Origin of the sequence: Agrobacterium sp. NPDC090283 (assembly GCF_044769685.1) — a bacterium.
Lineage (GTDB): Bacteria > Pseudomonadota > Alphaproteobacteria > Rhizobiales > Rhizobiaceae > Agrobacterium.
In genome coordinates this window covers 116,254-137,973 of record NZ_JBIVYG010000016.1, presented here as the reverse complement: position 1 = coordinate 137,973, position 21,720 = coordinate 116,254, and the positions used below count along the sequence as shown (strand labels likewise).

Below are 21,720 nucleotides of genomic sequence, written 5' to 3'. Positions count from 1 at the left end.
GAGACATCCATGAATGGAGCAAAGCTGCGCGCCCGTCTTGCGGCGGGTGAAGCTATCAGCATGTTCACTCCGCACCATACATCGTCTGGCCTTTCCGCCCGGCTGGTGGAGCTGGGCGCGGACGCGGTCTTCCTCGATTGCGAGCACGGCACATGGAGCTTCGAGGATGTGCGGGCGACCGGGCAGGTGGTGCGCTCCGTTGGTGGCGCTGCCATCGTGCGCCCGCATTCGCACGAACGGCCGCTCATCATCCGCTACCTGAATGCCGGTGCTGATGGGATCATGGTGCCGATGGTCGGCAATGCCGACGAGGCCCACGCGATTGTCGATGCGGTGCATTATGCCTTGCCATCCGATTATGACAAGCGGCTTGTCATCGCCATGATCGAGACCGTCGATGCGATCGACGCTCTGGACGAGATGCTGACGGTTGAAGGCATCGACGTCTTTTTCATCGGCCCCGGCGATCTTTCGCAGGATATGGGCTATCCCCCCGCGCCGCCATTCGGCGAGCCGCGCCCGGATGTGGTGATGGAGAAGGTCGCCATCGCCGTCGACAAGATACGCGCAGCCGGAAAGATCGCGGGAACGCTCGCGACGCTGGATGAGATGCCGCACTGGCGGGAACGCGGCGTGCAATTCTTCTACGTCCATTCCGATCCATTCCTGCGCCGCGGTCTTGCTGCGGTGAAGAAGGCACTCGCCTGAGGTGGAGCAGGGGGTTCTCGGCTGAACGATGCCGCAAGCGAGGGCCCGAACCTTCAGGCCCTCGCCATGCCGTTAGAAATCCGCCATCACGGGTTTCCACAAATGCTCCGGATCGAAGCCGTCGCAGCGCGCGATCACAATCCGGGTGCCATTTTTAACGCGCCGCCGCAAAAGATCGGAACGGTCGGACTGCGCCCAAAGCGAACCGCTATCCTGAAGCTTCTGCAGCATCGCCCGCGAAAGCCCGAGTTCAGACGCCAGCAGACGGTCAAGGCGTACGCCGGCCTGAAACGGAACCGTGAGATCAATTTCCGCCATGGCCCAGTCGGGAGGTTCATCCCGGATCTGTTTTGCGATATCGAATTCGGGAAACTCGTCGACGCGCTGCGATTTACGTCTCAGGGCTTCGAGGTTGAATGTCTCCGCCCTTATCCATTGCGGGTCGTTGGACTGCAACGCTTCCAGAACGGCAGGGCTGATGTCCCGGACATTCTGTCGTTCGAAAATCGGCCTGTTCCAGCTCTTGTCGCAGATCAGGCATCTATAGATAAGCCAGGCATCCAGTTTGCGGCCATTGGCATTGAGCCGGATCTTGCCGCTGGCCTGAAATGCCCTCAGGCCGCCGCATCCGCTGCATGCAAGCCAGGGCTGGGGCGCCGTTCGTGGCGTAACGGTCCATTGGACCCGAAGTAAGTTGCACATAGTCTCTTGGTCTTCCATTCGGAAGTCCACCAAGATGGTGCAGGAGAAAACCCTTACGGGAACGGCATGGCGGTGTTCTGGGGTGGTGAAGAGCTGAGACAGCGGCGCTGCGCAGGGCACATTGTAACAATGCCAGACCGGTCTCTTGCCACCACCCGATGAACATGATCATACGCCGACAGCCTGTGGCTATCCGGCAATACGGGTGAAACTGGATTGAGACCGGTATTTACTTAGGCAAAGTCTACCTCGATGCGCCAATGCTCTTCGGCGGCGACAATAACAAATGATCGTTCCGAAACAGAGTCATCCAGCGCGGAGAAGAGGCCGAAAGCCGTTGCGGTGCGACTTTTATGCAACGTCAGGTGATTTGCCCGTTCTTCCCGGTTCAAACGACACCCCCGGAAGGATGCTGCGTTTCGTAAAAATAAACGAAAACAGATATTTAAATGACAATGGCTTATGTGCTTATTTCCGGAAGGAGGCAGTTTTGCGCCTGTTACCTGCGGCTGCCGGAGGCGGAAGCATACGCCGGAGGGTCGAATCCCTGCGGATGAAATGATGCCATAACGCCGCGGTCACATGAAGACATACGATGGCTGCGGCAAGGTAGGCGAGGGTGGCGTGAACCTTACTCCAGAAGGCCTCCGCCTGATCGGAAATCATCAGAGGCAATCCCGGCACGACCACGAGGTCGAAGACGTAACTGGGGATTTGCAAAGGAGAGGTCGATGCAACTGCCCAGCCGGCGAGGGGAACGGCCAGCGTCAGGAACAGCAATGCGGCGTGAGCGGCCCGCGCGGCAAACCTCGATGCCAGCCCTTCACCTTCGAGAGCTTGCGGCTTTCTGCTGAAAACCGACCACAGGAAACGCGGCGCGGCGAGGGCCAACACCAGAAATCCTATCGACTTGTGATACTGGAACAGGTCGAACTGAAGAACCGGGTCGATATCATCGCGGCTCATCAGATATCCCAGCGCAAGCTGCGCCAGGAAAAGCACCGCGATTGTCCAGTGAAACGCGATCGCCACCAATCCGAAGGATGTAGACGTATTGCGCCACAGCCGTTCCCGCGTCGATGCGCTATCGGAATGATCCTCAAAATATCTCATCGGCTAGCTCAATTGTTGATAGGTATCTTTCGCGATGGCGTCCATGCGGTCGGATGGCAGATTGCCAACCAAAGCACAGCGGATGGTTTCGTCGTCCCAGGAGATGGCCTCCAGCGAACCGAGGCTGGAGCGGCGCATCGCGGTATCGCTCGAGTCGACCGCAGCCACGATATAAAGAGTGACGCGCTGCCCGCTTTTATCCTCATACATCAGCTGGGCGGCGGCACCTTCGGAACTGGGAAGAACCCGGCCGCCGACAAGGGACAGACCGTGGCGGGTGAGATCGGGAATGTTCAGTTTTCGGTCCAGCCGCTTCGAAAGCCATTTCGGCAGGCTGGAAGCATTCTCCGCATCGGCCCGGATTTCGACGGGATGCAGAACCTCGCTCGCAAACAATCTATGCGCCTGCGTTGCATCCGCCACGATGGAATGGGCCGGTTCCACGACCTCAGACACCAGCCCGCGCCCGAACCAGCCGCCTGTCAACCCAACGCCCAGAATGAGGATGGATGCCGCCGCCACCTTACGCCAATCGGCGCGCTGCGACTGCAGACGCCGCTCGATACGGTAAACATCGAGGCGTTCGGGCAGTGTGTCGGTATCAAGAGGGCCATAAAGAGCCGTCAGCGTCGCATTCTGCTGCTGCCACATCGCCACCTTGCGTGCATCGGCCGGATTGGAGGCGAGGTGGGTACGAACGGCGTCCTGCCGTCGGTCTTTGAGTTGCCCGTCGACATAAGAGATCAGATCGGCTTCGGTTATCTGCGGCTCGCTGCCGGTCATTTTATCACCTTGAGATTTGGCTGGTCTTCCTGGGTCATTCGGGCGAGAGCCGTTCGGGCCCGCCCCAGACGGGACATCAGCGTGCCCAGCGGAATTTCAAGAACATCCGCCGCTTCCGCATAACTGAGGCCCTCGACGACGACGAGGAGCAGGGCCTCGCGATGTTCGCCGGACAGTTTTTCAATGGCGCGGGCCATTTCGGCAAGCGCAATCCGGCCCGTCTGCGCCGCCGGCACGAACAGCTGTTCCGCAACATCGTCAATCGGGATTTGCGAGGGCCGGCGATTTCGGCCGCGCAGATTGTTGCGGTAGACGTTGACAAGCACCCGGTACAACCACGGACGCAAAGGTCCCTGCGGTTTCCACAACGCCTTTTTACGGATGGCTCTTTCCAGACAGTCCTGTACGAGATCGTCAGCCGTGTCGCGATCATGCGTGAGCGCGTTCGCGTAACGGCGAAGCGCTGGTATGCAACTCGTCATCTCGTCCAGAAAATCCGGCATGGACACTATTCCTTGGCAATGTGCCAGACGCCGCCGACGCCATCGCCCGTGACATCGCCGGGCTTCCTGTCCATCTGCCAGCGATAGAGCGGCTTTCCGTCATGCGACCATTGCATCTTACCATCTTTGCGGGAGATTGGTTTATAGTCGCCATCCGCTTTGTCGGTTTTCGAGGCGGCGAGGGGCGGCCATTTCCTTGCGCAGCCGTCATAGCAGACCGACGCACCATTGGTATCATTGTCGAATGTATAGAGGGTCATGCCCTTGGCGTCGGTCAGGATCGTGCCTTTGGCCGTTGCTTTTTCGACCACAGCGCCACCGGCATATGGTTCGGCGAGGGCGGCCGTGGCGGCAAGCGCTACAACGCTGGCCAGAACGAAATGATGTGCACGCATGACGAAAGTCCTCTGAAGGGTAACGGATCGGGCCACATGCCCGATATTGGACAAACACCTGCCCGCGGCACTTAATCCCACCTCCGCCGGATTTTTTGATGCCCCATCGCCTTTATCTGACGCCCTTCAAATCAATGTCGAATGCAACCGTATTCGAATAGAGCGGTACTCCGACGCCCATGCCATAGGGCAGGCGTGCGACATTGCCGGTGACGTGGAAGGTGACGGATCCCTTCTGTTGTTCAACGAATGTCGCGTGAAACGTCTCGGGTCTGGATATGCCTCTGGCTGTCAGTACGCCTTCAACCACCGCGCTGCGCGGTCCGTCCTGCGTCACGCGGCTGGAGCGAAACACGATCTGCGGATAAACGGCGATATTGAAAACCGCGCTGGACCGCAGGAAGTTTTCCACCCGTTCTTGCCCGGTCTGGACACTGGAAGGGTTGAGACTGATTTCCACGTAAGACCTGGCCGGCTGGTCCGGGTCGATATCGAAGCGGCCGGAAATATCAGGAATTGTGCCCTTGATCCCGGGGCCGGCAACCTGCGCAATTGAAAAGCGGATGTGAGAGGCAGGATCGATACGATAGCGACCGGCCGCCGACGAGAATGGATTGGCAGACACCGGCGTACAAGCCAATGTCACCATGAGGAGAGTGATGGAGTGGGAATATTTCACGGCGCAAGCTCCTTCATGAGTAGTCGCACTCAGGAGAACACCACAGAAAGAGGTTTAATCCGCGCCACGCAGCAGATCGTCAAAATCCGGCACACAGAGGAAAACTACCTTTGACCATGCGCCGGGCAAACCTCCGTGAGGGAGTTGGCTTCAATCCACAAACGATAATCGCATAAGATAGATTATGGAACATAAATCATCGTCTGGAAGCGTTATGTTTAACGTTGAAATCCCGTGTTTGCTCTAATGTGATGACGGAAAACTTGTCTGAACTCCCTGAAGCTTCCAAACCCGAGAGAGATTGCCAGCCTCATGACCGTCGATTGCGAAACGGCACAATGATCGGCAAGCGAATGCACTGTTCCGAACGCCACTATTTCGGGATGAGCGACAGCCGTTCGCGCCAGCCGCTCCTGATTTTTGGAGAGCTTGAGTTCAGTCGCCGCGATCATGCCCTTCAGTTCAGCGAAACTCGTGGGTTTCTCAATGACCACGTGGCTTCTCATGATGATAGCACCTCGCAATTGATGATTAGCCTGCTTCAGAAGACCAGCCTTCAAACTTCGTTTGAATGAATGCGAATGCCCGTGCCGTGTATTCCTTTGGCGGTGCAACAACGGGATCCTGTTCGGCTTCAACAACCAGCCATCCGTCATATCCGGTGTTATTCACGAACCGGACAATCGGATCGAAGTCGACAACGCCATCGCCTGGAACGGTGAACATGCCGTTCCGAACACCCTCGTTGAAACTCAAGTCATTGGCCCGCACATCTTCCCGCACTGCCTTGCGCATATCCTTGAGATGAATGTGAACGATACGGTCACCAAAGCGCGAGATCAGCTTTTCATAATCAAAGCCCGCCGCTGCCGCATGTCCCGTATCCAGAAGCAGGCCGGCCTCCGGCCCGGCGCCGCCGATTATGTCGGAAATTTCATCGAATGTTTCTGCGACCATCATCAAATGATGATGATAAGCCAGCTTCAGGCCATATCTGTCGAAGAGACGCTTGCCGAAGTCGGTCAGGCGCGCGGCGTAGCCGGCCCTGTCTGTCGCCGGCATGACAAGGCGGTGGGACATGGGAGCATCAAGCGGCGCTCCTGGCGTCATCATGGCGACCTCGCCATAGACGAGAACGCCGCAGCCCATGGCCTTCAGAAGCTCGGCATGTTCCACGACCGAGGCCATCTCATCCTCGACCGTCCTTTCCGCAAGCTGTCCCGAATGCCACCCCGACGCCAGGGCAAGGCCATGATTTTCGAGCAATGGTCGAAGGATCGATGCATCACGCGGAAATTTCCGGCCGAGTTCGATACCGGCATAGCCATTCGACGCGGCTTCTGACACACATGTCTCAAGAGAAATATCGGCTCCCAGATCCTCGAGCACATCGTTCGCCCAAGACAGAGGGCTGGCAGCAAGGCGCGCTTTTGATTGGGGCAATGTCGTGTTCTCGCTCATCGAATAGCCTCTCCAAATTATTCGAACATGTCCGGTGAAATCAGGTCGGTTTCCGGTCATGAATTCCGAAATTCCAGTTCGCTGGCAGGGAGGGCAGGCGTGCCCTCCCCTCGGCGGCGGCGATCAACCGATACGGATCGGCTGCCTGGTTGAAACGGACTCGATTGCGGCGAGCGCGATCGCCAGAGCGTTGCGGGCATCGATACCCGTCGGCGCGTCCTTGATCGCACCGTTGCGAACCGCCTCTACGAATGACGCGATCTGGGCCGTATAGCCTTGGACGAAGTGGTCCGTATCGCGCCGCCACGTGTCGTTGGAGACGCCATCCTTGTCGAAGAGTGTCATACTGGAACGGCGAACGTCACCCATGGTGACCATGCCGCCTGAGCCGAAGACTTCGCCGCGGATATCGTAGCCGTACATTGCGCAGAAGTTTGCTTCGGCTACGGCAATGGACCCGTTGTCAAAGCGGATGTTGACAACGGCCGTATCGAGAAACCCTTTGTCGCGTGCATCCGGACGAACAAGCGCATCCGCCATGGCGAAAACTTCAACCGGTTTTGCGCCCGGGTTCAGCCAGAGCAGAGTATCGAAGTCGTGGATCAGCGTTTCATAGAATATCGTCCACAGCGGGATTCTGTGGGGATCGGCGCCGAACGGGCCTGGATCACGCGTCAGTGAACGGATGAGTTGAGGCGCACCGACTTTTCCTGCATCGATCGCTGCGCGTCCCTCGGCAAATGCCTGGTCCCAGCGGCGGTTGAAGCCCACCTGAAGCGGAACGCCCGCAGCTTTGGCGGCCGCAATGCCGCGTTCCGCATCTTCAAGTGTGAGCGCCATCGGCTTTTCGCAAAACACTGCCTTTCCGGCCTCGGCAGCCTGCACCAGAATATTCGTGTGGAAGCGTGCCGGTGTTGCGATGATAACGGCATCCAGATCCGGATGAGCAAGCATTGCGGCGACATCGGTGTAGGAAGCATCGACGCCCAGCTTGCCGGCAAGCGTCGCTGCCGCGCCGGGTGCGGGATCCGCGATTGCTACAAGTTCCGCATCCACGAGCCTTCTGGCGACGCTTTCGCCATGGAAAGAGCCGATGCGCCCTGCCCCGATAAGCCCGATATTGACAGTTTTGACCTTGGCCATGATTTGTGTCCTGTTTCTGGAAATTAGAGAGTGAAGGCTTCGCGGAAGGCCAGGAGTGCGGCCTCGGAATCTCCGGCCGCCCATGCCTCCATCCCGATCGGGCCGGAATAGCCCATATTGTTCAACGCCTTGGCAATACCCTTCCAGTTCACCTCGCCCGTACCCGGCTCGCAGCGTCCGGGAACGTCGGCCACCTGAATCTCGCCGATCCATGGCAGGCATTTCCGGCACAGTTCAATCAGGTTCCCCTCCCCGATCTGGGCATGATAAAGATCCAGATTGAGACGAAGGCGCGGATGATTGATGCTGGATACCAGGGCCAGGGTGTCTTCGGCGCGGCCGAACGGCACACCGGGATGATCGACGGGAAGGTTCAGGTTCTCCAGTGTGAAAACCACATTCTCTTCTTCCGCCAAATCGACGATGCGGCGTAACGTATCCTGCGCCTTCAGCCACATCGCTCCCGTGACGACCTCGACCGGCTGAACGGGAAGGCCCCGATCACCAAGGCCTGTTCCGTGAAGGTTGAGACGTTGGACGCCGAGACGTTTACCGATCTGAGCGGTTTCCCGAGCCGTCCTCAGGAGTCCGGTTGCCCCCTCCTCATCCGTGAGCCGGCCAGTCAGATAGCCGTTCATGATTGTGAAGGTTGCGCCGGTGGCTTCCAGCTTGCCGATGTCATGTTCCGGCCAGTTCCAGAGGCCGACGCCGAATCCCAGCTCCTTCAGGCGGGAGGCGCGCCATTCTATCGGCCTGTCCCGCCACAGCATCTCCGCGCAGGCGGCCAATGGAAACGGGGTGTTGATGGCATTGCTCATTGGGGTGGTTCCCTGGGTTTTTGGTATGGGTGTTCGAACCCGGCGCTGACGCCGAGCTCAATGTCGTTTTCGTGGGGTTCTGTCAGATGGTCCCGCCCAGCTCCGCGGAGATCGACTGGAGTTCCTTGCCGCCGGCCATGAGGTTCTGGAGACCATCAAGATCGATCTCATTCTTGGCGAAAGTGCCAAGTGTCTTCCCTCTGTTTAAAGCCGTGAAGCGGTTGCCCACCGCATAGGCGTGGCGAACATTGTGGGTAATGAAGATCACGCCCAGCCCCTTGCTGCGCACCTGATCGATGTATTTCAGAACCATCGAGGTCTGCGCTACGCCAAGGGCGGATGTCGGTTCATCGAGAATGAGAACCTTCGCCCCGAAATAGACGGCACGGGCAATTGCCACACACTGGCGTTCGCCACCGGAAAGCGTGCCAACGGCCTGTCCGGGCTCACGGACATCGATGCCGATCTTTCTCATCTCCTCGCTCGTGACGCGATCGGCAAATTCCATGTCCATGTATTTGAACGGACCGAACCCCTTGAGCGGCTCGCGACCCATGAAGAAATTGCGGGTCACCGACATCAGCGGGATCATCGCCAGATCCTGATAAACGGTGGCGATCCCTGCATCGAGTGCACCGCGTGGGCCATTGAAAGCGTGCGGTTTTCCTTCGACCAGGAAGTCACCCGATGTCGGTTTATGTACGCCGGAAAGGGTATTGATGAGGGTGGATTTGCCTGCCCCGTTGTCCCCGAGAAGGCAGAGAACCTCCCCTGCGTGGACGCTCAGCGAGACGCCGTTGAGCGCGATGATGGAACCGAAATGTTTCACGAGGTTCTTGACCTCGACAAGTGGTGTCTGGGTCGTGCTCATCAGCGTTCTCCCGTCACACGCTTACGAATGATGTTGTTGAAAATAACCGCGGTCAGCAGCATTCCACCAAGGAAGACGAGGTACCAATCCTGATCGATGGATGTGTAGGTCAGGCCGATCAGAACCATGCCGAAGACGATCGAACCAAAGAACGCGCCGATTGCCGAACCATAACCGCCGGTCAGAAGACATCCGCCAATAACGGCCGCGATGATGGCTTCGAATTCCTTTTGAAAGCCACGCCGGGCATCGGTGGAACCGGCATCGAGGACCGTCAGGATGGCGACAAGAGTGGCGCACATCGCGGTGACGATGAACAAGGTGGTTTTCACACGAGCGACAGGCACGCCTGACTTGCGGGCAGCCTTCGGGTCACCACCGGAGGCGAAGATCCAGTTCCCGAAGCGTGTCCGAAGCAGCACCCATGTCGCGACGAGGGCGATCAGGACGAACCAGAGGATTTCGACGGGGATGCCCGGAACTTTTGGAGCGCCGTTCGGAAAGGTATCGATGATACCTTGATTGCCAAGCCAGGAAAACAGGCCCGTAAACGCGTCGCCGGAGAACAGCGGAGCGATCGGACTATCCGCCACCGCCTCCCGCATTCCGCGCAGCTGCGTCGAGCCGCCGCTCGCCCATTTCAGTCCGACAAGCGTCAGTCCCCGCAGAATAAAAAGGAAGGCAAGCGTAACGATGAACGATGGCAACCCGGTCCGCATGGTGAGCTGAGCATTGGTGATGCCGATGACCACGGCGAAACCGAGCGCGATCAGAATCGCGACGCTGAGGGGTAGATCAAGGACAACAAGCGCCGTACCGAACACAAGGCCCGCAAAGGCGACCATTGAGCCGATAGACAGATCGAACTCACCGCCGATCATCAAAAGCGCCGCACCAATCGCAAGGATTCCCAGCTGTGCGGCCGGCGCCATGAAATTGACCACGCCGGCAAGCGTGAACATGGCCGGATTGGCCGTGAAATAGAAGAAAATGGTGACGAGAACCAGTCCTGCGACGGCACCGAGTTCCGGCCGCCGCGCCAGCGCGGTCATTGTCGAAACCTTTTTCAGGCGCTCGTCGGATCGAGTCGGAGACCCGTTCTGTTCGTTTGCCAGCGTCATGGTCGTACCTCAGAAGTAAGTTGTTATACCTGCGCCATCGGTTTCCGCTCACGCGTCACGCGGATCGGATATCGGGCGATGTGGGCAGCTCCCGCTGGAGGTGCGGGAGCTGCGGGAGGGGTTCCGCCTAGCGGATACCCTGGGAGGATTTCTCGATAACCGAAGCTGCTGCATCCTTCTCGACGAAGCTCGGACAGGAAGCGACGTTTCCAGCGGGGATCGTGCCGTATTTGGCATTCAGCGCGAGGAACGTGACCGGGAGATAACCCTGCAGATAGGGTTGCTGATCGACGGCAAAGAGTGCCTTGCCCTCGGAAACAGCCTTCAGGAAGTTTGCCGAAAGATCATAGGAGGCAACCTTGACCTTGTCGCCATTGCCCATTTTGTCAACGACAGCCACAGCGCGCTCCCCGACGAGCGGAGCGGACAGGCCAAGGACGGCATCAATGGACGGATCAGACGTCAGGGCAGCCTGGATCTTGGCTTCAATTTCTGCCGGATCGCTCGTCGTCGGCAGGATCGTGACCTTGCCACCCTCAAACCCCTTTGCCGTACCGGCGCAACGTTGGTCGAGAGCGGCGTTGCCCACCTCCTGGTTGACGCAGAGAACATGCTTCAGGCCAAGCGACTTCAGCTTTTCGCCGACCTTCACACCCGCAGGAAGTTCATCCTGGCCGACATGTAGCTTAATGCCGAGCTTCTCGGCGGCCGCAATACCGGAGTTCATGGAAATGACCGGAATGCCGGCGGCGACGGCCTTTTCTATGGCCGGTCCGAGTGCGTCCGGATCGGGATTGGAGATTATGATGCCTGCCGGGTTCTGATTGACCGCAGCCTCGATGAGCTGAGCCATTGCAACCATGTCGAAGGTCTCAGGCGCCCGGTAGTCGACCTTGGCATTGATGTCCTTGCCGGCCTGCATCATGCCGTTCTTGACGATGGACCAGAACGGATCCGAAGCCTGACCATGCGTGACGGCAATGATGCTGGGCTGTTCATCGGCCTTTACACCCACCGACCATGCGCCAGCCAGCGATACGGCAATAGCAGCCGAAGCGAATGTCTTCAAAATCGATTTCATTTTTTCCTCCTCAATGCCACCCACTCCTCTGGCTGGCAAATTCGAATGCTACCGGGTGCAAATGTGTTTGCTACCGGGTGCAAGCAGGTGCATATTATGTGGGAATGCGTTAAAAGCAAGCATTCATTTCGTCGGAATATAAAAATGGAATTCATATTCCATTTGCGGGGTAAGTCATGCGCAAGAGAGCAACGGCAAAGCAGGTAGCGGAAGCGGCCGGGGTATCGAAGTGGACCGTCATCCGCGCTTTCACGCCCGGCGCTTCAATTACCGATGAAAGCAAGCGAAAAGTGCTCGAGACCGCCGCGGCTTTGAACTACACGCCCAACCTGCTCGCCCGGAGTCTTGCCACCAATTCCACCGGACAGGTCGCTGTTTTCGTGGATGACTTCTCAAACCCGCAAAAGCTGCCGTTCCTCGAGGCGCTGACCGAAAAACTGCAGGCCGCCGGACTGGTGGTGATGCTCATCAATATCAATAACCATTTCGACCATGTAAACGCGCTTCTTCATGCCGATCAGCGGCAAGTGGACGCCATCGTCCTGTTCGGCACGGCGTTTCGCGACGAGACCCTCACGGATCTGCAACTCGGTCATGGAATGCCACCAATGTTCGTACTTGCGCGCGATAGCCAGATCGAGGGCGTTCCCGCCGTCGTCTGCGACGCGGAACTTGCGCTGAGGGAAATCGTCGATCATCTCCATGCGAAGGGATACAAACGGCCAGGCTTCATGAGTGGTGCCCCGGCTCTATCGACGGCGCTGAGACGGCGTCACCACTTTACGGAGTTCTGGGCATCCAAGGGTGTTACGGAAATCGCGTTGCTTTCCGCGGAAAAATACAGCGCGGAAGCGGGTGCGACGTCAGTAAGGGAGTATCTGTCCCGGACCGCCGCAGATGATCGTGTCGATGTCCTTATGTGCGAAAACGATATCCTCGCGATGGGCGCCATGGATGAAATCCGGGGAAAGTTCGGGCTCAGAGTTCCCGAGGATATCGCCGTCGTGGGCTTTGACAACTACGAATTGGGCGGGTCATTTGCATATGGCCTCACCACCTATGAGCAGCCGCGCAGCGAAATGGTCGATGTGATCCTCAAGATGATCAAGGGAACGATCGAGCTTGAAACTGTGACGCTGCCGGGCACGCTGATAGTCAGGAAATCCGCGTAAAATCCATTTTTCGAAACCGACTGGGACCATCACAAACATTTTCCTGTTCAAGCATTCTCACCGCGGCATTCGTGCAAAACCTTTCGCCAGAATCGGTCCGGTCGGCCTGCCCGTTGGCGATCCGCCTGCCTGCTCGAGCGTGATCTCGTAAAGCTGCTCGCTTTTTGGCGTCGGCAAAGCCGGTCCTGTGAGATGTGCTGATCGAACGCCTTCGATCAGGCCGAGTGAGACTGGCCCAACCTCTTTGGAAGGCAAGGTCCATAGCTGGATCGTCTTGTCCTGCGGTACGGCAAAATCAGCCAGCATCCGAATAGTCGCCTTTTCGTTTCCGAAATCCTCGACCACGGCCTGAACTTCGCCAGCCTCGTTGACGAGGACTGCAATCACCAGCGGCTCCATTGTCCGTGTCAGGCTAAAGGTAAGGCCGGCGGCAAGAACGACAGTTGCGGCAATCGCGGAAATGGCAATCGATCGCCACCCGTTTCCTAGATTGTCGTTCGCGTTGCGGATCGGTTTATCAGCCGTGGATTCTTTTCGATGGTTTTCGACATGGCATCGGCGGCCACCACATGGCAGGTGAGAACCTTGGTAAGCTGCGCCTTGTTTTCCGGATTCAGCAGGGTTTCCACAGTACCCTTGGGCAGCGCCGCAAAAGCTTCGTTGGTGGGTGCGAAAACCGTGAAAGGCCCCTTTCCCTGAAGCGTCTCAACCAGGCCGGCGGCCTTGACGGCTGCGACCAAGGTCGTGTGATCCTTTGAGTTCATCGCATTCTCAACGATGTTCTTGTTTTCGTACATGGCAGCGCCGCCCACCTTCGGATTGGCGGCGAATGCGCTGACGGAGATGGCGGACACGATTGTTGCGACTGCAAGCGTGCCTATCGTGGGCCTGATCATCGTAGTTTCCTCTTGTTCGATTGCCCCGACGCTCGGTACGCGCCTCCTCGGGCTGACACTCCACAATCGGAGTAAGGGAAGATACGAGCCGGCCGGGAAAAGAGTTTCAGCCGATCCAGATTCGTTGAAAACTTATCCTTATGAGACAAGGAGTGACGCCCTCACCCGTCAGATTGAGCCTAGCGAAACGCGCTTCTCCAGCTCGGACGCCTCTTCTTTCCGTTCGCTGTAACGGTCGGTCAGATAGGCTGAGGCGTCACGTGTCAGCAGGGTGAATTTCACCAGCTCTTCGCAGACATCCACCACCCGGTCGTAATAGGACGACGGCTTCATCCGGCCATCGGCGTCGAATTCCTGATAGGCTCTTGCGACCGAAGACTGGTTGGGAATGGTGATCATCCGCATCCACCGCCCGAGGATCCGCATCTGGTTCACGGCATTGAACGATTGGCTGCCACCGGAAACCTCCATCACGGCAAGCGTCTTGCCCTGCGTCGGGCGCACGGATCCGACAGAAAGAGGAATCCAGTCGATCTGCGACTTCATGATGCCGGTCATCGCGCCGTGGCGCTCGGGACTTACCCATAACTGACCTTCAGACCACAGCGACAGCTCGCGCAGTTCCCCCACCTTCGGGTGGCTGACGGGCGCTTCATCCGGCAAAGGCAGGCCTTTCGGATCGAATATCCGCACCTCGCATCCGAGCCTTTCGAGGAGCCGCGCCGCTTCGAACGCAAGCAAACGGCTGTAGGACACCTCGCGGAGCGAGCCGTAGAGGATCAGGATGCGGGGCTTGTGGGTTGCGAAGGATGGACGGAGCGCATCGAAATCGATCGACCGCAGATGCTCGCCATTCAGTGCCGGGAATATATCAGGCAATTCGCTTTCCTTTCTGATCCAGTATCTGCTCGCCATCCTCCTTGAAGAATGGTCCCTTGAAGCTGTCCGGCAATATATCCAGTACAACCTCGGAAGGACGTGCGAGCCTGGTGCCAAGCGGTGTCACCACGAAGGGACGGTTGATGAGGATCGGTGTGCCGATCATGGCGTCAAGCAACTCGTCTTCGCTCAGGTCGGGATTGTCGAGACCGAGTTCGGCATAGGGTGTGCCCTTTTCGCGGATGGCCTCGCGAACGGTCAGTCCTGCATCAGAGATTATTGTCGCGAGTTCTTCGCGCGCCGGCGGCTCCTGCAGATATTCGATTACCTTCGGTTCGATCCCGGCGGCGCGGATCAGCGCCAGCGTGTTGCGAGATGTCCCGCAGGACGGGTTGTGATAGATCGTGATATCCATGTTCATTGCCTTTCGGTGACTATTGTTCGGGAAACAGCGGGGGCGGCCTCATACCAGTCCTTTGAGCGGTTCACGATCCAGACGACCGAGAGCATGACCGGCACTTCGATGAGGACGCCGACCACGGTTGCGAGTGCCGCGCCTGACTGAAAGCCGAACAGGCTGATGGCGGCCGCGACCGCGAGTTCGAAGAAGTTGCTGGCGCCGATCAGGGCGGATGGTCCGGCAACGCAATGCCGTTCGCCAGCCATGCGGTTCAGAAGATAGGCGAGCCCGGAATTCAGATAGACCTGGATCAGGATCGGGATGGCGAGCAAGCCGATGACGGCTGGCTGCGCGATGATCTGCTCCCCCTGAAAGGCGAAGAGAAGAACCAGGGTTGCGAGCAGCGCCACCAGCGACATCGGCTGCAGCCTGGCAAGCACGCGATCCAGTACCCGTGACGTACCGTCGGCCGTGAGTTTCCGCCGGATGAGCTGCGCAAGGATGACGGGCACGACGATATAGAGCGCAACGGACAGGATCAGCGTGTCCCATGGAACCGTGATGGCCGACAGGCCGAGCAGCAGGCCGACAATCGGAGCAAATGCAATGACCATGATCGCATCATTGAGCGCGACCTGCGAGAGAGTGAACAGCGGCTCTCCCCGTGTCAGGTTGCTCCAGACGAAAACCATGGCCGTGCAGGGCGCGGTGGCGAGAATGATCAGCCCGGCAATGTAGGAATCGATCTGGTCGCCGGGAAGATAGGGGCGAAACAGCCAGCCGATGAAGAGCCAGCCCAGCAGCGCCATGGAAAACGGCTTGACGGCCCAGTTGGTGAACAACGTCACGCCGATGCCCCGCCAGTAGGTGCCGACCTCCGAAAGAGACCGGAAATCGATCTTCAGCAGCATCGGAATGATCATCAGCCAGATCAATATTGCAACGGGCATGTTCACCCTGGCGATCTCGGCCGCACCGACAAGCTGGAAGACGCCGGGCATCAGGTGGCCGAGGGCGACACCGACAATGATGCACAGGAACACCCAGACCGTGAGATAACGTTCGAACCTGGACATTATACGGACTTTCCCTGCGTCGTCGTCGGGGAAGGATAGTGCAGACGTCGGCCGGTCCCCCGCCCTTCACGATGGGAGAAAATTGAGCGCGCGCGATTATTCGTGCGCGGGCTGTGCACGTCATGGACGTTATCTGTCATGGTCTCTTGATCCGTGGGTTAGGTCGGCGGCCTGGCAGACCTCACGAGGGCTTCGCCTCCGGGCTGCAGCAGGGTGTAAGTTCGGCAAGGAGCGGAGCACAGAGTTCGGTCGCACCGCCGCAACAATCCTTCAGCAGGAACAGGATCAGCTCACGCAGACCATCGAGATCCGCGCGGTAGATGATCGACCGGCTTTGCCGCTCGCTTTTGACAAGCCCTGCCCTCGACAATGTGGCAAGATGTGCCGACATCGTGTTCTGCGGAATGTCGATGAGACGCGCAAGTTCACCCGCCGCAATACCCTCGGGCTCGAGGCGTACGAGAAGCCGGAAAGTCTCCAGTCGGGTGGATTGGGCGAGCGCGCCGAGCGCCGTTATCGCAATGTTGTTATCCATATATCCAGAATAACGGATATATTGCCGCTGTCAACAGCGACGACTTCATTATCTCGCTCACGGGCGGCGGCACGTCAGTATGAAACGTCGGTAGACATAGGTGCGTAGCCTGTTGCGCAGGTTGGCGTTTTTACGCTGCGCTTGCGCTATAGGGTCGTGGGAGTGCAGTTCGATGCCGGCAAAGCCTGCGGACGTCAGAAGCGGCGTCAGCATGTCGGGCCTCAGCCCCTGCCCGAACGGAAGAGCCTTCATGATGGCGGCGTGGTGAACGCTCTGGGCGCCGTCGTAGCTCTTGTCGGCACCCACCAGGCGGTCGATGAGCCAGATCAGCTGGCTTGCAAAGCGCCCTGCCGGCTTTGGCTTCGCCCAGTCACCATCGAAGAACAGCAGGCGACCGCCCGGACGAAGCAGCCTGAACCACTCGCGAAAGGCCTTTTCGGGCTCGGTCAATGTCCAAACCAAATGCCGGCAGATGATTGCATCATAGGACTGATCCGGTTCCATGGTGTTTTCAGCATCCGCCATGATGAAACGTAGCCTCGGCTTTCCGGCATGTTTCGCCCGCGCCACGGACAGCATCGCCTCTGAAAAATCCAGTGCCGTGACATCATGGCCAAGATCATGAATCAGCCGCGTCACCTCGCCCGTGCCGCAGGCCAGTTCAAGGATGTGCTTTGGCTCTGTACCCAGCAAGTCCCTGATCGGCTTCTGCCATGCGTCCGCCTCCGGACCGGCAGCAATCCTGTGTCCAAAGGCAAGATCGAAAGTTTCGGATCTTTTCGACCAGTAATCCCGGATTTCTTCCTTCAGATCGAAATTGCCGCCATCCATTGTTTGATCCTTTAGGTATTGCACGTTGTTTCCACCTTGGCGAAATGTCAGTCAGCGGTGTCGAACAGCGCATTGAGCGTTCCGACCGTCATGGCGATCGCAACACCCGGCCAAATCATCAGGCTCGGATGGTCGAAGATAAAAACGCGATATTCGAAGAGCATGGAGCCCCAGTCCGGCTTTGATGGATCAGCGCCAAGGCCGATAAAGGCGAGCGAGGCATAGGCGGTGACCGCAAAACCCGCTTGGTTGCCGGTATGGGTCACCATCAGCGGCAGGAAGTTCGGCAAAAGATGGCGGATGATCATCCGGAATGGCGGCACACCGAGGGCCTCCGCCGCATGAACAAAGGTTTGCCCGAGCACGCGCTGGCTGAGAGAATGGGCAAACAGGGCCGTCGGCCCGATGCCGGCAAGGCCGAGTGCCAGTCCCGCCGTCATGGGCGTCAGACCGAAAACCGCCGCCGTCGTGAGCGCGATGATCAGCGTCGGGACGGTGATGAAGAATTCGCAGCAGCGCAGCAATGCGCGCTCCTTCCAGCCACCCAGTACGGCGGCCGCTGTGCCGAGCAATGTCCCGCCGGTAAATGCAATGAAGCCAACCGAAAAAACCACCAGCGCCGTGCGCCACCCGCCCGCCATGATGCGGGACAGAAGATCGCGGCCGAGGTGATCGGTTCCCAGCAGGTGGCTCGCTGTCATGCCCGAATGACGGGCAAGAATATCCACCGCATCCGGATCATAGGGCTGCCAGAAGGTGCTCAGGAGCAGGAAAAGAAGCAACATGGCAAGTGCGGAATACCGGATCATCGCCCAAGCCGCGGATCGAGAAAACGTTGAAGTATCTGAACGATCAGGTTCATGAGGAGCAGCCACAGCGCAATGACCATGACATAGGCCTGCAAGACCATCTGGTCGCGCACCGCAATGCTCTGCACGAGAAACTGGCTGAGACCCGGAAGATTGAAGAGAATTTCCATGGTCGCGGTCGAACCGATCACCCAGCCAGCCTCCGAACGGACCGCCGAAAGCAGCGCATAAAAAGCACCGCGATGCGCGTGACGCCAGAGAGCCTGCCGGCGCGAAAGCCCCTTGGCGAGAGCGGTGCGGAAATAGGGCTGCCGCATGGTTTCCATCATGTCTCGCCGATAGACGCGGGCAAAGACGGCGGCCGAATGCGAGGCTATCAGCATGACGGGCAGCACGATCGCGGTGGCGTCGGTCGCGAAGGGACGCATCCATCGCAGCTGGACACCGAGAACCCAGAGCAGAATCAGCCCGAGCCAGAAACCTGGAACGGCCTGAACGAAGACTGAAAATGCGCGGCTTGCACGGTCAGTAACTCCACCTGGCCGTGCCGCCGCGAAAAATCCGATCGGCACTGCGACGGCGATGGCGAGGAACATGCCCGCAAGGCCGAGCATGAGCGAAACCGGAAGACGCTCGCTAAACTCCGCGAAAACGGGTTCACCGGTGCGGAAGGACCGCCCCCAGTCACCGGTGACGAAATCCGCAAGCCAATGCAGATAACGCAGAGGAAGGGGCCGATCGAGGCCCCATTCTTCCCTCAGCGCGGCGACGGTTTCACTCGTTGCCGTCAGGTTCCATACCCTGATGGCGATTTGCACGGGATCGGCAGGCATAAGGGCAATAAGCGTGAAGGATGCAAGCGAAAGCGCAAGCATTGCCAAAGCCGAACGCATGCCGAACCGGAACAATTGCATCAGAACTACCTGGTCTCGCCGATGTCGGCGCGAAGGACATAATAGTCCGAACCCCAGGGCTCATAATTCTGAAGCCGCTTAGAAAGGCCCACATACCAGACCGGCGAGACCAGAAAGGAAGCCGGAACGTCCGTGAACAACTTTGCCTGGGCATCGAGAGCAATTGAGGCCCTTTCGCCGGCGTCACCCGCCGTAGCGAAGCGGTCGAGGATCGCATCAAATTCCGCAGAGGAATATTTCGAATAGTTGAGCGAAGCACCGCTGCGCAGCATCGAATTCAGGAAAAAGGCCGGATCGCCGTTGGGCGCGGTGTGCTGCGCCCAGAGCGCGATATCGAATTCGCCCGCGGCCGCCACATCCTGAATGTTTTCCACGACCTTGGTGTCAAGCGCGATACCGACCCTGGCAAGCTGCGCCTTCACGACAGGCAGCATGGTAACGAGGTCCGGGCGCTGCGGATAGGTGATGGCGAGAAGCCGCAGCGGCAAGCCGTCCTTTGTGCGGTTCCCTGCCCCGTCCTTGACCCATCCGGCGTCATCGAGAAGTACTTCGGCCTTTTTGATGTCGGTCGGCCGCGGCTGCTTTCCAGCGAAGGGGAAATAGGCGGCATAAGCGCCGGTGGCCGGCTCACCGCCATTGATCGCAGCAGCCAGCTCCTTGCGATCGAAAGTCAGGTCCAGCGCCTCCCGCACTTTGATGTCGGCGGTAATCGGCCGCTTCGTATTGAGGAAGGCGAAATATTGATAACCGACCGGGAAGGACTTGATCGTCAGGGCCGGATTGGTTTCCAGCCGCTTCACGACTTCCGAGGGCAATCCAAAGGCGAGGTCCAATTCGCCCGCCTCCAGCGCAAGTGTCATGCTTTGCGCGTCGCCGAACCTGCGGAAATCGACGGGAGAGCGGGAAACCGCATCGGTAAAGTGAGCATTAGGCGCGAGTTTCAGCGATGTATCCGCCTTGAAATCTGCAATCTGATACGGCCCGGTGAAGAGAGCGCTGCCGTCGGCGGCCGGCGTATAGGCGACGAGCGGCCACTCCGCAAACAGCGCCTGCAGGAAGGACACCGGTTTCTCCGTCGTGATATCGAGCGTCAGTGCATCGACTGCCTTGAAGACAAGCTTTCCACCTGTCGCAAGCGCTGCCTTGTTGGTTGCGAAAGTATGCTCAAATCCGGCCGCAAGGGCTGCTGCCGTTACGGCAGAACCATCGGAAAAGGTCCGGTTCGGTTTCAGCGTCACTGTCCAGGTCAAATCGCCGGTGCGTTCCGCTTTCTCGGCAAGGTCAGGCACAAGCCGGCCCTCCTTATCGACGGTAAAGAGGTTCTGGCCCACTCCATGACTGACAAGAGCCCAGCCATTGGAGCCCTTTGCGGGATCAAGGCCACTTGTGATGTAAGTGGCGCCAACGCGCAACGGTTCGGTGGCAAGCGTATCGGCCGCCACGCCTGTGATGAAAGCCGCGAGCCCGGCTGCCGCCAGACGCGAAAAGCTCTTTATCGGCATTATGTTTCCTCTCATGCTATTCGGAAAGATTGCGCAGCCGCTGTTTGCGACCGGTCGGGTGATAGGCGAAGTCCTCGACGATACGACCACCAAGCAGGTGTTCGGCAACGATACGATCGACGGCCTCTTCGGTGACGCCGCCATAATAGGTACCCTCAGGAAAGACCTGCATGACCGGCGCAAGGTTACAGGGGCCGAGACAGGTCGATTTGGCCGTCATGGTGCCATCGCCCGTTACCCTGAGCTTTAGCCGTTCTTGCTGGTTGCGCAGATGCCCCCAGATCGCGTCCGCACCGGCTGAATTGCACGGGGCACCCTGACAGACGAGCACGCGGCGCTTTTGCGCAGGCACCAACGACCCCTCGCTTGCCGGGCGCACCGACGGTGAAAGATCGAGTTCCTTCGCCGTTTGGGCGAGGTCGTTGATAAGGGGCGTCATCAGGCTGCTTGCGGTAGGGCTCGCGGTTATAGAGAGCGGGGGCCAGGGGCGTGGGTCCGCTGCCCGCCATCGTTTCAGGCTCTTGGTGAGCCAGTTCTGAAAGCTCGGTTCCAATGGCAACATGAGCGGCACGAGAAGGAGATTGCCGAAACCCTCATCGATGAGCGCGCCGAGCGCTTCGCGCAAAGACGGCGTGCCCTGCTCGGTGAATGCGATGCGAACGGTTCTCGCTCCGCGCAGCTGCCCCGCCAGCGCCGCAAGACGCTGCATGTCCTGATGCGGCGCTGCCGCGAAAGCCGATTTGGCGACAAGCAGCACGGCGTCGGGCTGAGAGGGCTCTCGATAGGTTGGTTGGATCTCGGTTGTCACAATGCCTCATTCACGAGGCGGCGACGAAAATGACAGGCCTCCGGCATCAATGCCGGAAACAGCCATCATTCCCATGGCACCCCCCGACCACGGAATTACAATATGTCAGGCAGGTCTCCTGGCTTGCGGGTCAAAGCCACCTCACCCGTCTTCCCGGCATTTCTGCCAGTGACATTGTGGGCGATTGGCTCACCGCTTACAGTTGCGGGACAGCTCCGGATCTTCACCGGATTCCCTCTTAGCTTCCACCGGCTGGCGGAAGAACCATGACGGAGCGAACCTACACTGCCGCAGGCCGCTGTCAACCGCCTGCGCCGCAAGTGAACACGCTACGCAAGTCTCCTTCGTCCAATCAATTGTTACGTTATAAAATTACATACACATGGTTTTATTTGCTGGTCAACCCCATGTTTTACGATGCGGTACCGAATTGGCGCACCCACCACCGGCATCGCGTGGAAACCAAAAATCAAAAGGAAGATATGATCAATAGAAAATATAATTATATCAATATATAAAG

26 protein-coding genes, 2 pseudogenes and 1 riboswitch are annotated in these 21,720 nt (G+C 58.5%); of the genes and pseudogenes, 4 read left to right on the top strand and 24 right to left on the bottom strand.

Annotation, left to right across the window (positions count from 1 at the left end; genetic code table 11):
* The first annotated feature begins 9 nt into the window (after nucleotides 1-9).
* Nucleotides 10-708 carry an HpcH/HpaI aldolase/citrate lyase family protein gene (locus tag ACIQUH_RS21245; RefSeq protein ID WP_400818629.1) on the top strand — a complete coding sequence of 233 codons (699 nt, stop codon included), beginning with the start codon at nucleotides 10-12 and terminating at the stop codon, nucleotides 706-708.
* Between the two features lie 72 nt (nucleotides 709-780).
* Here the strand turns inward: ACIQUH_RS21245 and ACIQUH_RS21240 are convergent, their stop codons facing one another.
* From ACIQUH_RS21240 to ACIQUH_RS21210, 7 genes are all read right to left on the bottom strand, one after another.
* Nucleotides 781-1,530: a DUF1062 domain-containing protein gene (locus tag ACIQUH_RS21240; RefSeq protein ID WP_400818626.1), complete on the bottom strand. Its 750-nt coding sequence runs from the start codon at nucleotides 1,528-1,530 to the stop codon at nucleotides 781-783.
* 348 nt (nucleotides 1,531-1,878) lie between these two features.
* A complete protein-coding gene (locus tag ACIQUH_RS21235; protein WP_400818623.1) occupies nucleotides 1,879-2,523 on the bottom strand; it encodes a cytochrome b in 645 nt (214 codons plus the stop codon).
* A 3-nt stretch (nucleotides 2,524-2,526) separates the two neighbouring features.
* Entirely contained in the window at nucleotides 2,527-3,306 is a 780-nt protein-coding gene (locus ACIQUH_RS21230; protein ID WP_400818620.1) for an anti-sigma factor family protein, read from the bottom strand.
* The gene (locus tag ACIQUH_RS21225; protein WP_269830915.1) at nucleotides 3,303-3,809 is read right to left on the bottom strand and encodes a sigma-70 family RNA polymerase sigma factor; all 507 of its coding nucleotides are present in this window, start codon (nucleotides 3,807-3,809) and stop codon (nucleotides 3,303-3,305) included. The genes ACIQUH_RS21230 and ACIQUH_RS21225 overlap by 4 nt, the downstream gene beginning before the upstream one ends.
* 5 nt (nucleotides 3,810-3,814) lie before the next feature.
* A complete protein-coding gene (locus ACIQUH_RS21220; RefSeq protein ID WP_400818617.1) occupies nucleotides 3,815-4,204 on the bottom strand; it encodes a hypothetical protein in 390 nt (129 codons plus the stop codon).
* 112 nt (nucleotides 4,205-4,316) lie between these two features.
* Complete coding sequence (locus ACIQUH_RS21215) at nucleotides 4,317-4,883, bottom strand: YceI family protein (protein ID WP_400818614.1); 567 nt, start codon at nucleotides 4,881-4,883, stop codon at nucleotides 4,317-4,319.
* A 218-nt stretch (nucleotides 4,884-5,101) separates the two neighbouring features.
* Nucleotides 5,102-5,335 carry a MurR/RpiR family transcriptional regulator gene (locus ACIQUH_RS21210; RefSeq protein WP_400818645.1) on the bottom strand — a complete coding sequence of 78 codons (234 nt, stop codon included), beginning with the start codon at nucleotides 5,333-5,335 and terminating at the stop codon, nucleotides 5,102-5,104.
* Between ACIQUH_RS21210 and ACIQUH_RS21205 the strand changes: the two genes are divergently transcribed.
* Nucleotides 5,222-5,458: a hypothetical protein gene (locus tag ACIQUH_RS21205; protein WP_400818648.1), complete on the top strand. Its 237-nt coding sequence runs from the start codon at nucleotides 5,222-5,224 to the stop codon at nucleotides 5,456-5,458. The genes ACIQUH_RS21210 and ACIQUH_RS21205 overlap by 114 nt on opposite strands.
* Here the strand turns inward: ACIQUH_RS21205 and iolE are convergent.
* The 6 genes from iolE to ACIQUH_RS21175 form a co-directional block, all read right to left on the bottom strand.
* Nucleotides 5,415-6,344 carry a myo-inosose-2 dehydratase gene (iolE, locus tag ACIQUH_RS21200; protein WP_400818612.1) on the bottom strand — a complete coding sequence of 310 codons (930 nt, stop codon included), beginning with the start codon at nucleotides 6,342-6,344 and terminating at the stop codon, nucleotides 5,415-5,417. The genes ACIQUH_RS21205 and iolE overlap by 44 nt on opposite strands.
* Nucleotides 6,345-6,467: 123 nt before the next feature.
* Nucleotides 6,468-7,487, bottom strand: a complete 1,020-nt coding sequence (locus ACIQUH_RS21195; protein ID WP_400818609.1) for a Gfo/Idh/MocA family oxidoreductase — start codon at nucleotides 7,485-7,487, stop codon at nucleotides 6,468-6,470.
* Nucleotides 7,488-7,510: 23 nt separating this feature from the next.
* A complete protein-coding gene (locus ACIQUH_RS21190; protein ID WP_400818607.1) occupies nucleotides 7,511-8,305 on the bottom strand; it encodes a TIM barrel protein in 795 nt (264 codons plus the stop codon).
* A gap of 82 nt (nucleotides 8,306-8,387) precedes the next feature.
* Nucleotides 8,388-9,176 carry an ATP-binding cassette domain-containing protein gene (locus ACIQUH_RS21185; RefSeq protein WP_080834398.1) on the bottom strand — a complete coding sequence of 263 codons (789 nt, stop codon included), beginning with the start codon at nucleotides 9,174-9,176 and terminating at the stop codon, nucleotides 8,388-8,390.
* On the bottom strand, nucleotides 9,176-10,297 hold the full coding sequence (locus tag ACIQUH_RS21180; RefSeq protein ID WP_080834400.1) for an ABC transporter permease: 1,122 nt from the start codon (nucleotides 10,295-10,297) through the stop codon (nucleotides 9,176-9,178). The genes ACIQUH_RS21185 and ACIQUH_RS21180 overlap by 1 nt, the downstream gene beginning before the upstream one ends.
* A gap of 127 nt (nucleotides 10,298-10,424) precedes the next feature.
* Nucleotides 10,425-11,378: a sugar ABC transporter substrate-binding protein gene (locus ACIQUH_RS21175; protein WP_400818604.1), complete on the bottom strand. Its 954-nt coding sequence runs from the start codon at nucleotides 11,376-11,378 to the stop codon at nucleotides 10,425-10,427.
* A gap of 176 nt (nucleotides 11,379-11,554) precedes the next feature.
* Here ACIQUH_RS21175 and ACIQUH_RS21170 point away from each other — a divergent pair, with 176 nt between their 5' ends.
* The gene (locus ACIQUH_RS21170; protein ID WP_400818601.1) at nucleotides 11,555-12,550 is read left to right on the top strand and encodes a LacI family DNA-binding transcriptional regulator; all 996 of its coding nucleotides are present in this window, start codon (nucleotides 11,555-11,557) and stop codon (nucleotides 12,548-12,550) included.
* Nucleotides 12,551-12,607: 57 nt separating this feature from the next.
* Here ACIQUH_RS21170 and ACIQUH_RS21165 read toward each other — a convergent pair.
* The 11 genes and pseudogenes from ACIQUH_RS21165 to ACIQUH_RS21115 all read right to left on the bottom strand — a co-directional run.
* Nucleotides 12,608-13,066: pseudogene (locus ACIQUH_RS21165) on the bottom strand (anti-sigma factor domain-containing protein); the annotation flags it as partial.
* 14 nt (nucleotides 13,067-13,080) lie between these two features.
* Nucleotides 13,081-13,446, bottom strand: a pseudogene (locus ACIQUH_RS21160) (fasciclin domain-containing protein); the annotation flags it as partial.
* 168 nt (nucleotides 13,447-13,614) lie between these two features.
* Nucleotides 13,615-14,361 carry an arsenical resistance protein ArsH gene (gene arsH, locus ACIQUH_RS21155; protein ID WP_400818598.1) on the bottom strand — a complete coding sequence of 249 codons (747 nt, stop codon included), beginning with the start codon at nucleotides 14,359-14,361 and terminating at the stop codon, nucleotides 13,615-13,617.
* Nucleotides 14,318-14,740 carry an arsenate reductase (glutaredoxin) gene (arsC, locus tag ACIQUH_RS21150; protein ID WP_400818595.1) on the bottom strand — a complete coding sequence of 141 codons (423 nt, stop codon included), beginning with the start codon at nucleotides 14,738-14,740 and terminating at the stop codon, nucleotides 14,318-14,320. Before arsC ends, arsH begins: the two co-directional genes overlap by 44 nt.
* Before the next feature lie 2 nt (nucleotides 14,741-14,742).
* Nucleotides 14,743-15,801 carry an ACR3 family arsenite efflux transporter gene (gene arsB, locus ACIQUH_RS21145; protein WP_400818593.1) on the bottom strand — a complete coding sequence of 353 codons (1,059 nt, stop codon included), beginning with the start codon at nucleotides 15,799-15,801 and terminating at the stop codon, nucleotides 14,743-14,745.
* 181 nt (nucleotides 15,802-15,982) lie between these two features.
* Nucleotides 15,983-16,336 (bottom strand): ArsR/SmtB family transcription factor, encoded by a 354-nt coding sequence (locus ACIQUH_RS21140; protein WP_400818592.1) that lies wholly within the window; start codon nucleotides 16,334-16,336, stop codon nucleotides 15,983-15,985.
* A gap of 57 nt (nucleotides 16,337-16,393) precedes the next feature.
* Entirely contained in the window at nucleotides 16,394-17,167 is a 774-nt protein-coding gene (locus tag ACIQUH_RS21135) for a class I SAM-dependent methyltransferase (RefSeq protein ID WP_400818590.1), read from the bottom strand.
* Nucleotides 17,168-17,214: 47 nt separating this feature from the next.
* A complete protein-coding gene (locus tag ACIQUH_RS21130) occupies nucleotides 17,215-17,976 on the bottom strand; it encodes an ABC transporter permease (protein ID WP_400818588.1) in 762 nt (253 codons plus the stop codon).
* Nucleotides 17,973-18,890: an ABC transporter permease gene (locus ACIQUH_RS21125; protein ID WP_400818585.1), complete on the bottom strand. Its 918-nt coding sequence runs from the start codon at nucleotides 18,888-18,890 to the stop codon at nucleotides 17,973-17,975. The genes ACIQUH_RS21130 and ACIQUH_RS21125 overlap by 4 nt, the downstream gene beginning before the upstream one ends.
* Before the next feature lie 5 nt (nucleotides 18,891-18,895).
* On the bottom strand, nucleotides 18,896-20,392 hold the full coding sequence (locus ACIQUH_RS21120; protein ID WP_400818582.1) for an ABC transporter substrate-binding protein: 1,497 nt from the start codon (nucleotides 20,390-20,392) through the stop codon (nucleotides 18,896-18,898).
* A 16-nt stretch (nucleotides 20,393-20,408) separates the two neighbouring features.
* Nucleotides 20,409-21,200: a (2Fe-2S) ferredoxin domain-containing protein gene (locus ACIQUH_RS21115; protein ID WP_400818579.1), complete on the bottom strand. Its 792-nt coding sequence runs from the start codon at nucleotides 21,198-21,200 to the stop codon at nucleotides 20,409-20,411.
* Between the two features lie 91 nt (nucleotides 21,201-21,291).
* Nucleotides 21,292-21,484: riboswitch (cobalamin riboswitch) on the bottom strand.
* Between ACIQUH_RS21115 and ACIQUH_RS21110 the strand changes: the two genes are divergently transcribed.
* A complete protein-coding gene (locus ACIQUH_RS21110) occupies nucleotides 21,467-21,718 on the top strand; it encodes a hypothetical protein (protein ID WP_400818576.1) in 252 nt (83 codons plus the stop codon). (Overlaps the previous riboswitch by 18 nt.)
* Nucleotides 21,719-21,720: the final 2 nt, after the last annotated feature.

Bases quoted from the DNA above. Each gene is read 5' to 3' on its own strand.
- ACIQUH_RS21185 (WP_080834398.1), bottom strand. From the start codon at position 9,176: ATGAGCACGACCCAGACACCACTTGTCGAGGTCAAGAACCTCGTGAAA.
- ACIQUH_RS21220 (WP_400818617.1), bottom strand. From the start codon at position 4,204: ATGCGTGCACATCATTTCGTTCTGGCCAGCGTTGTAGCGCTTGCCGCC.
- ACIQUH_RS21130 (WP_400818588.1), bottom strand. From the start codon at position 17,976: ATGATCCGGTATTCCGCACTTGCCATGTTGCTTCTTTTCCTGCTCCTG.
- ACIQUH_RS21205 (WP_400818648.1), top strand. From the start codon at position 5,222: ATGATCGGCAAGCGAATGCACTGTTCCGAACGCCACTATTTCGGGATG.
- arsC (WP_400818595.1), bottom strand. From the start codon at position 14,740: ATGGATATCACGATCTATCACAACCCGTCCTGCGGGACATCTCGCAAC.
- ACIQUH_RS21195 (WP_400818609.1), bottom strand. From the start codon at position 7,487: ATGGCCAAGGTCAAAACTGTCAATATCGGGCTTATCGGGGCAGGGCGC.
- ACIQUH_RS21245 (WP_400818629.1), top strand. From the start codon at position 10: ATGAATGGAGCAAAGCTGCGCGCCCGTCTTGCGGCGGGTGAAGCTATC.
- arsB (WP_400818593.1), bottom strand. From the start codon at position 15,801: ATGTCCAGGTTCGAACGTTATCTCACGGTCTGGGTGTTCCTGTGCATC.
- ACIQUH_RS21225 (WP_269830915.1), bottom strand. From the start codon at position 3,809: ATGCCGGATTTTCTGGACGAGATGACGAGTTGCATACCAGCGCTTCGC.
- ACIQUH_RS21135 (WP_400818590.1), bottom strand. From the start codon at position 17,167: ATGGATGGCGGCAATTTCGATCTGAAGGAAGAAATCCGGGATTACTGG.
- ACIQUH_RS21110 (WP_400818576.1), top strand. From the start codon at position 21,467: ATGACGGAGCGAACCTACACTGCCGCAGGCCGCTGTCAACCGCCTGCG.
- ACIQUH_RS21170 (WP_400818601.1), top strand. From the start codon at position 11,555: ATGCGCAAGAGAGCAACGGCAAAGCAGGTAGCGGAAGCGGCCGGGGTA.
- ACIQUH_RS21140 (WP_400818592.1), bottom strand. From the start codon at position 16,336: ATGGATAACAACATTGCGATAACGGCGCTCGGCGCGCTCGCCCAATCC.
- ACIQUH_RS21230 (WP_400818620.1), bottom strand. From the start codon at position 3,306: ATGACCGGCAGCGAGCCGCAGATAACCGAAGCCGATCTGATCTCTTAT.
- iolE (WP_400818612.1), bottom strand. From the start codon at position 6,344: ATGAGCGAGAACACGACATTGCCCCAATCAAAAGCGCGCCTTGCTGCC.
- ACIQUH_RS21125 (WP_400818585.1), bottom strand. From the start codon at position 18,890: ATGCAATTGTTCCGGTTCGGCATGCGTTCGGCTTTGGCAATGCTTGCG.
- ACIQUH_RS21120 (WP_400818582.1), bottom strand. From the start codon at position 20,392: ATGCCGATAAAGAGCTTTTCGCGTCTGGCGGCAGCCGGGCTCGCGGCT.
- ACIQUH_RS21180 (WP_080834400.1), bottom strand. From the start codon at position 10,297: ATGACGCTGGCAAACGAACAGAACGGGTCTCCGACTCGATCCGACGAG.
- ACIQUH_RS21190 (WP_400818607.1), bottom strand. From the start codon at position 8,305: ATGAGCAATGCCATCAACACCCCGTTTCCATTGGCCGCCTGCGCGGAG.
- arsH (WP_400818598.1), bottom strand. From the start codon at position 14,361: ATGGCGAGCAGATACTGGATCAGAAAGGAAAGCGAATTGCCTGATATA.
- ACIQUH_RS21235 (WP_400818623.1), bottom strand. From the start codon at position 2,523: ATGAGATATTTTGAGGATCATTCCGATAGCGCATCGACGCGGGAACGG.
- ACIQUH_RS21210 (WP_400818645.1), bottom strand. From the start codon at position 5,335: ATGATCGCGGCGACTGAACTCAAGCTCTCCAAAAATCAGGAGCGGCTG.
- ACIQUH_RS21175 (WP_400818604.1), bottom strand. From the start codon at position 11,378: ATGAAATCGATTTTGAAGACATTCGCTTCGGCTGCTATTGCCGTATCG.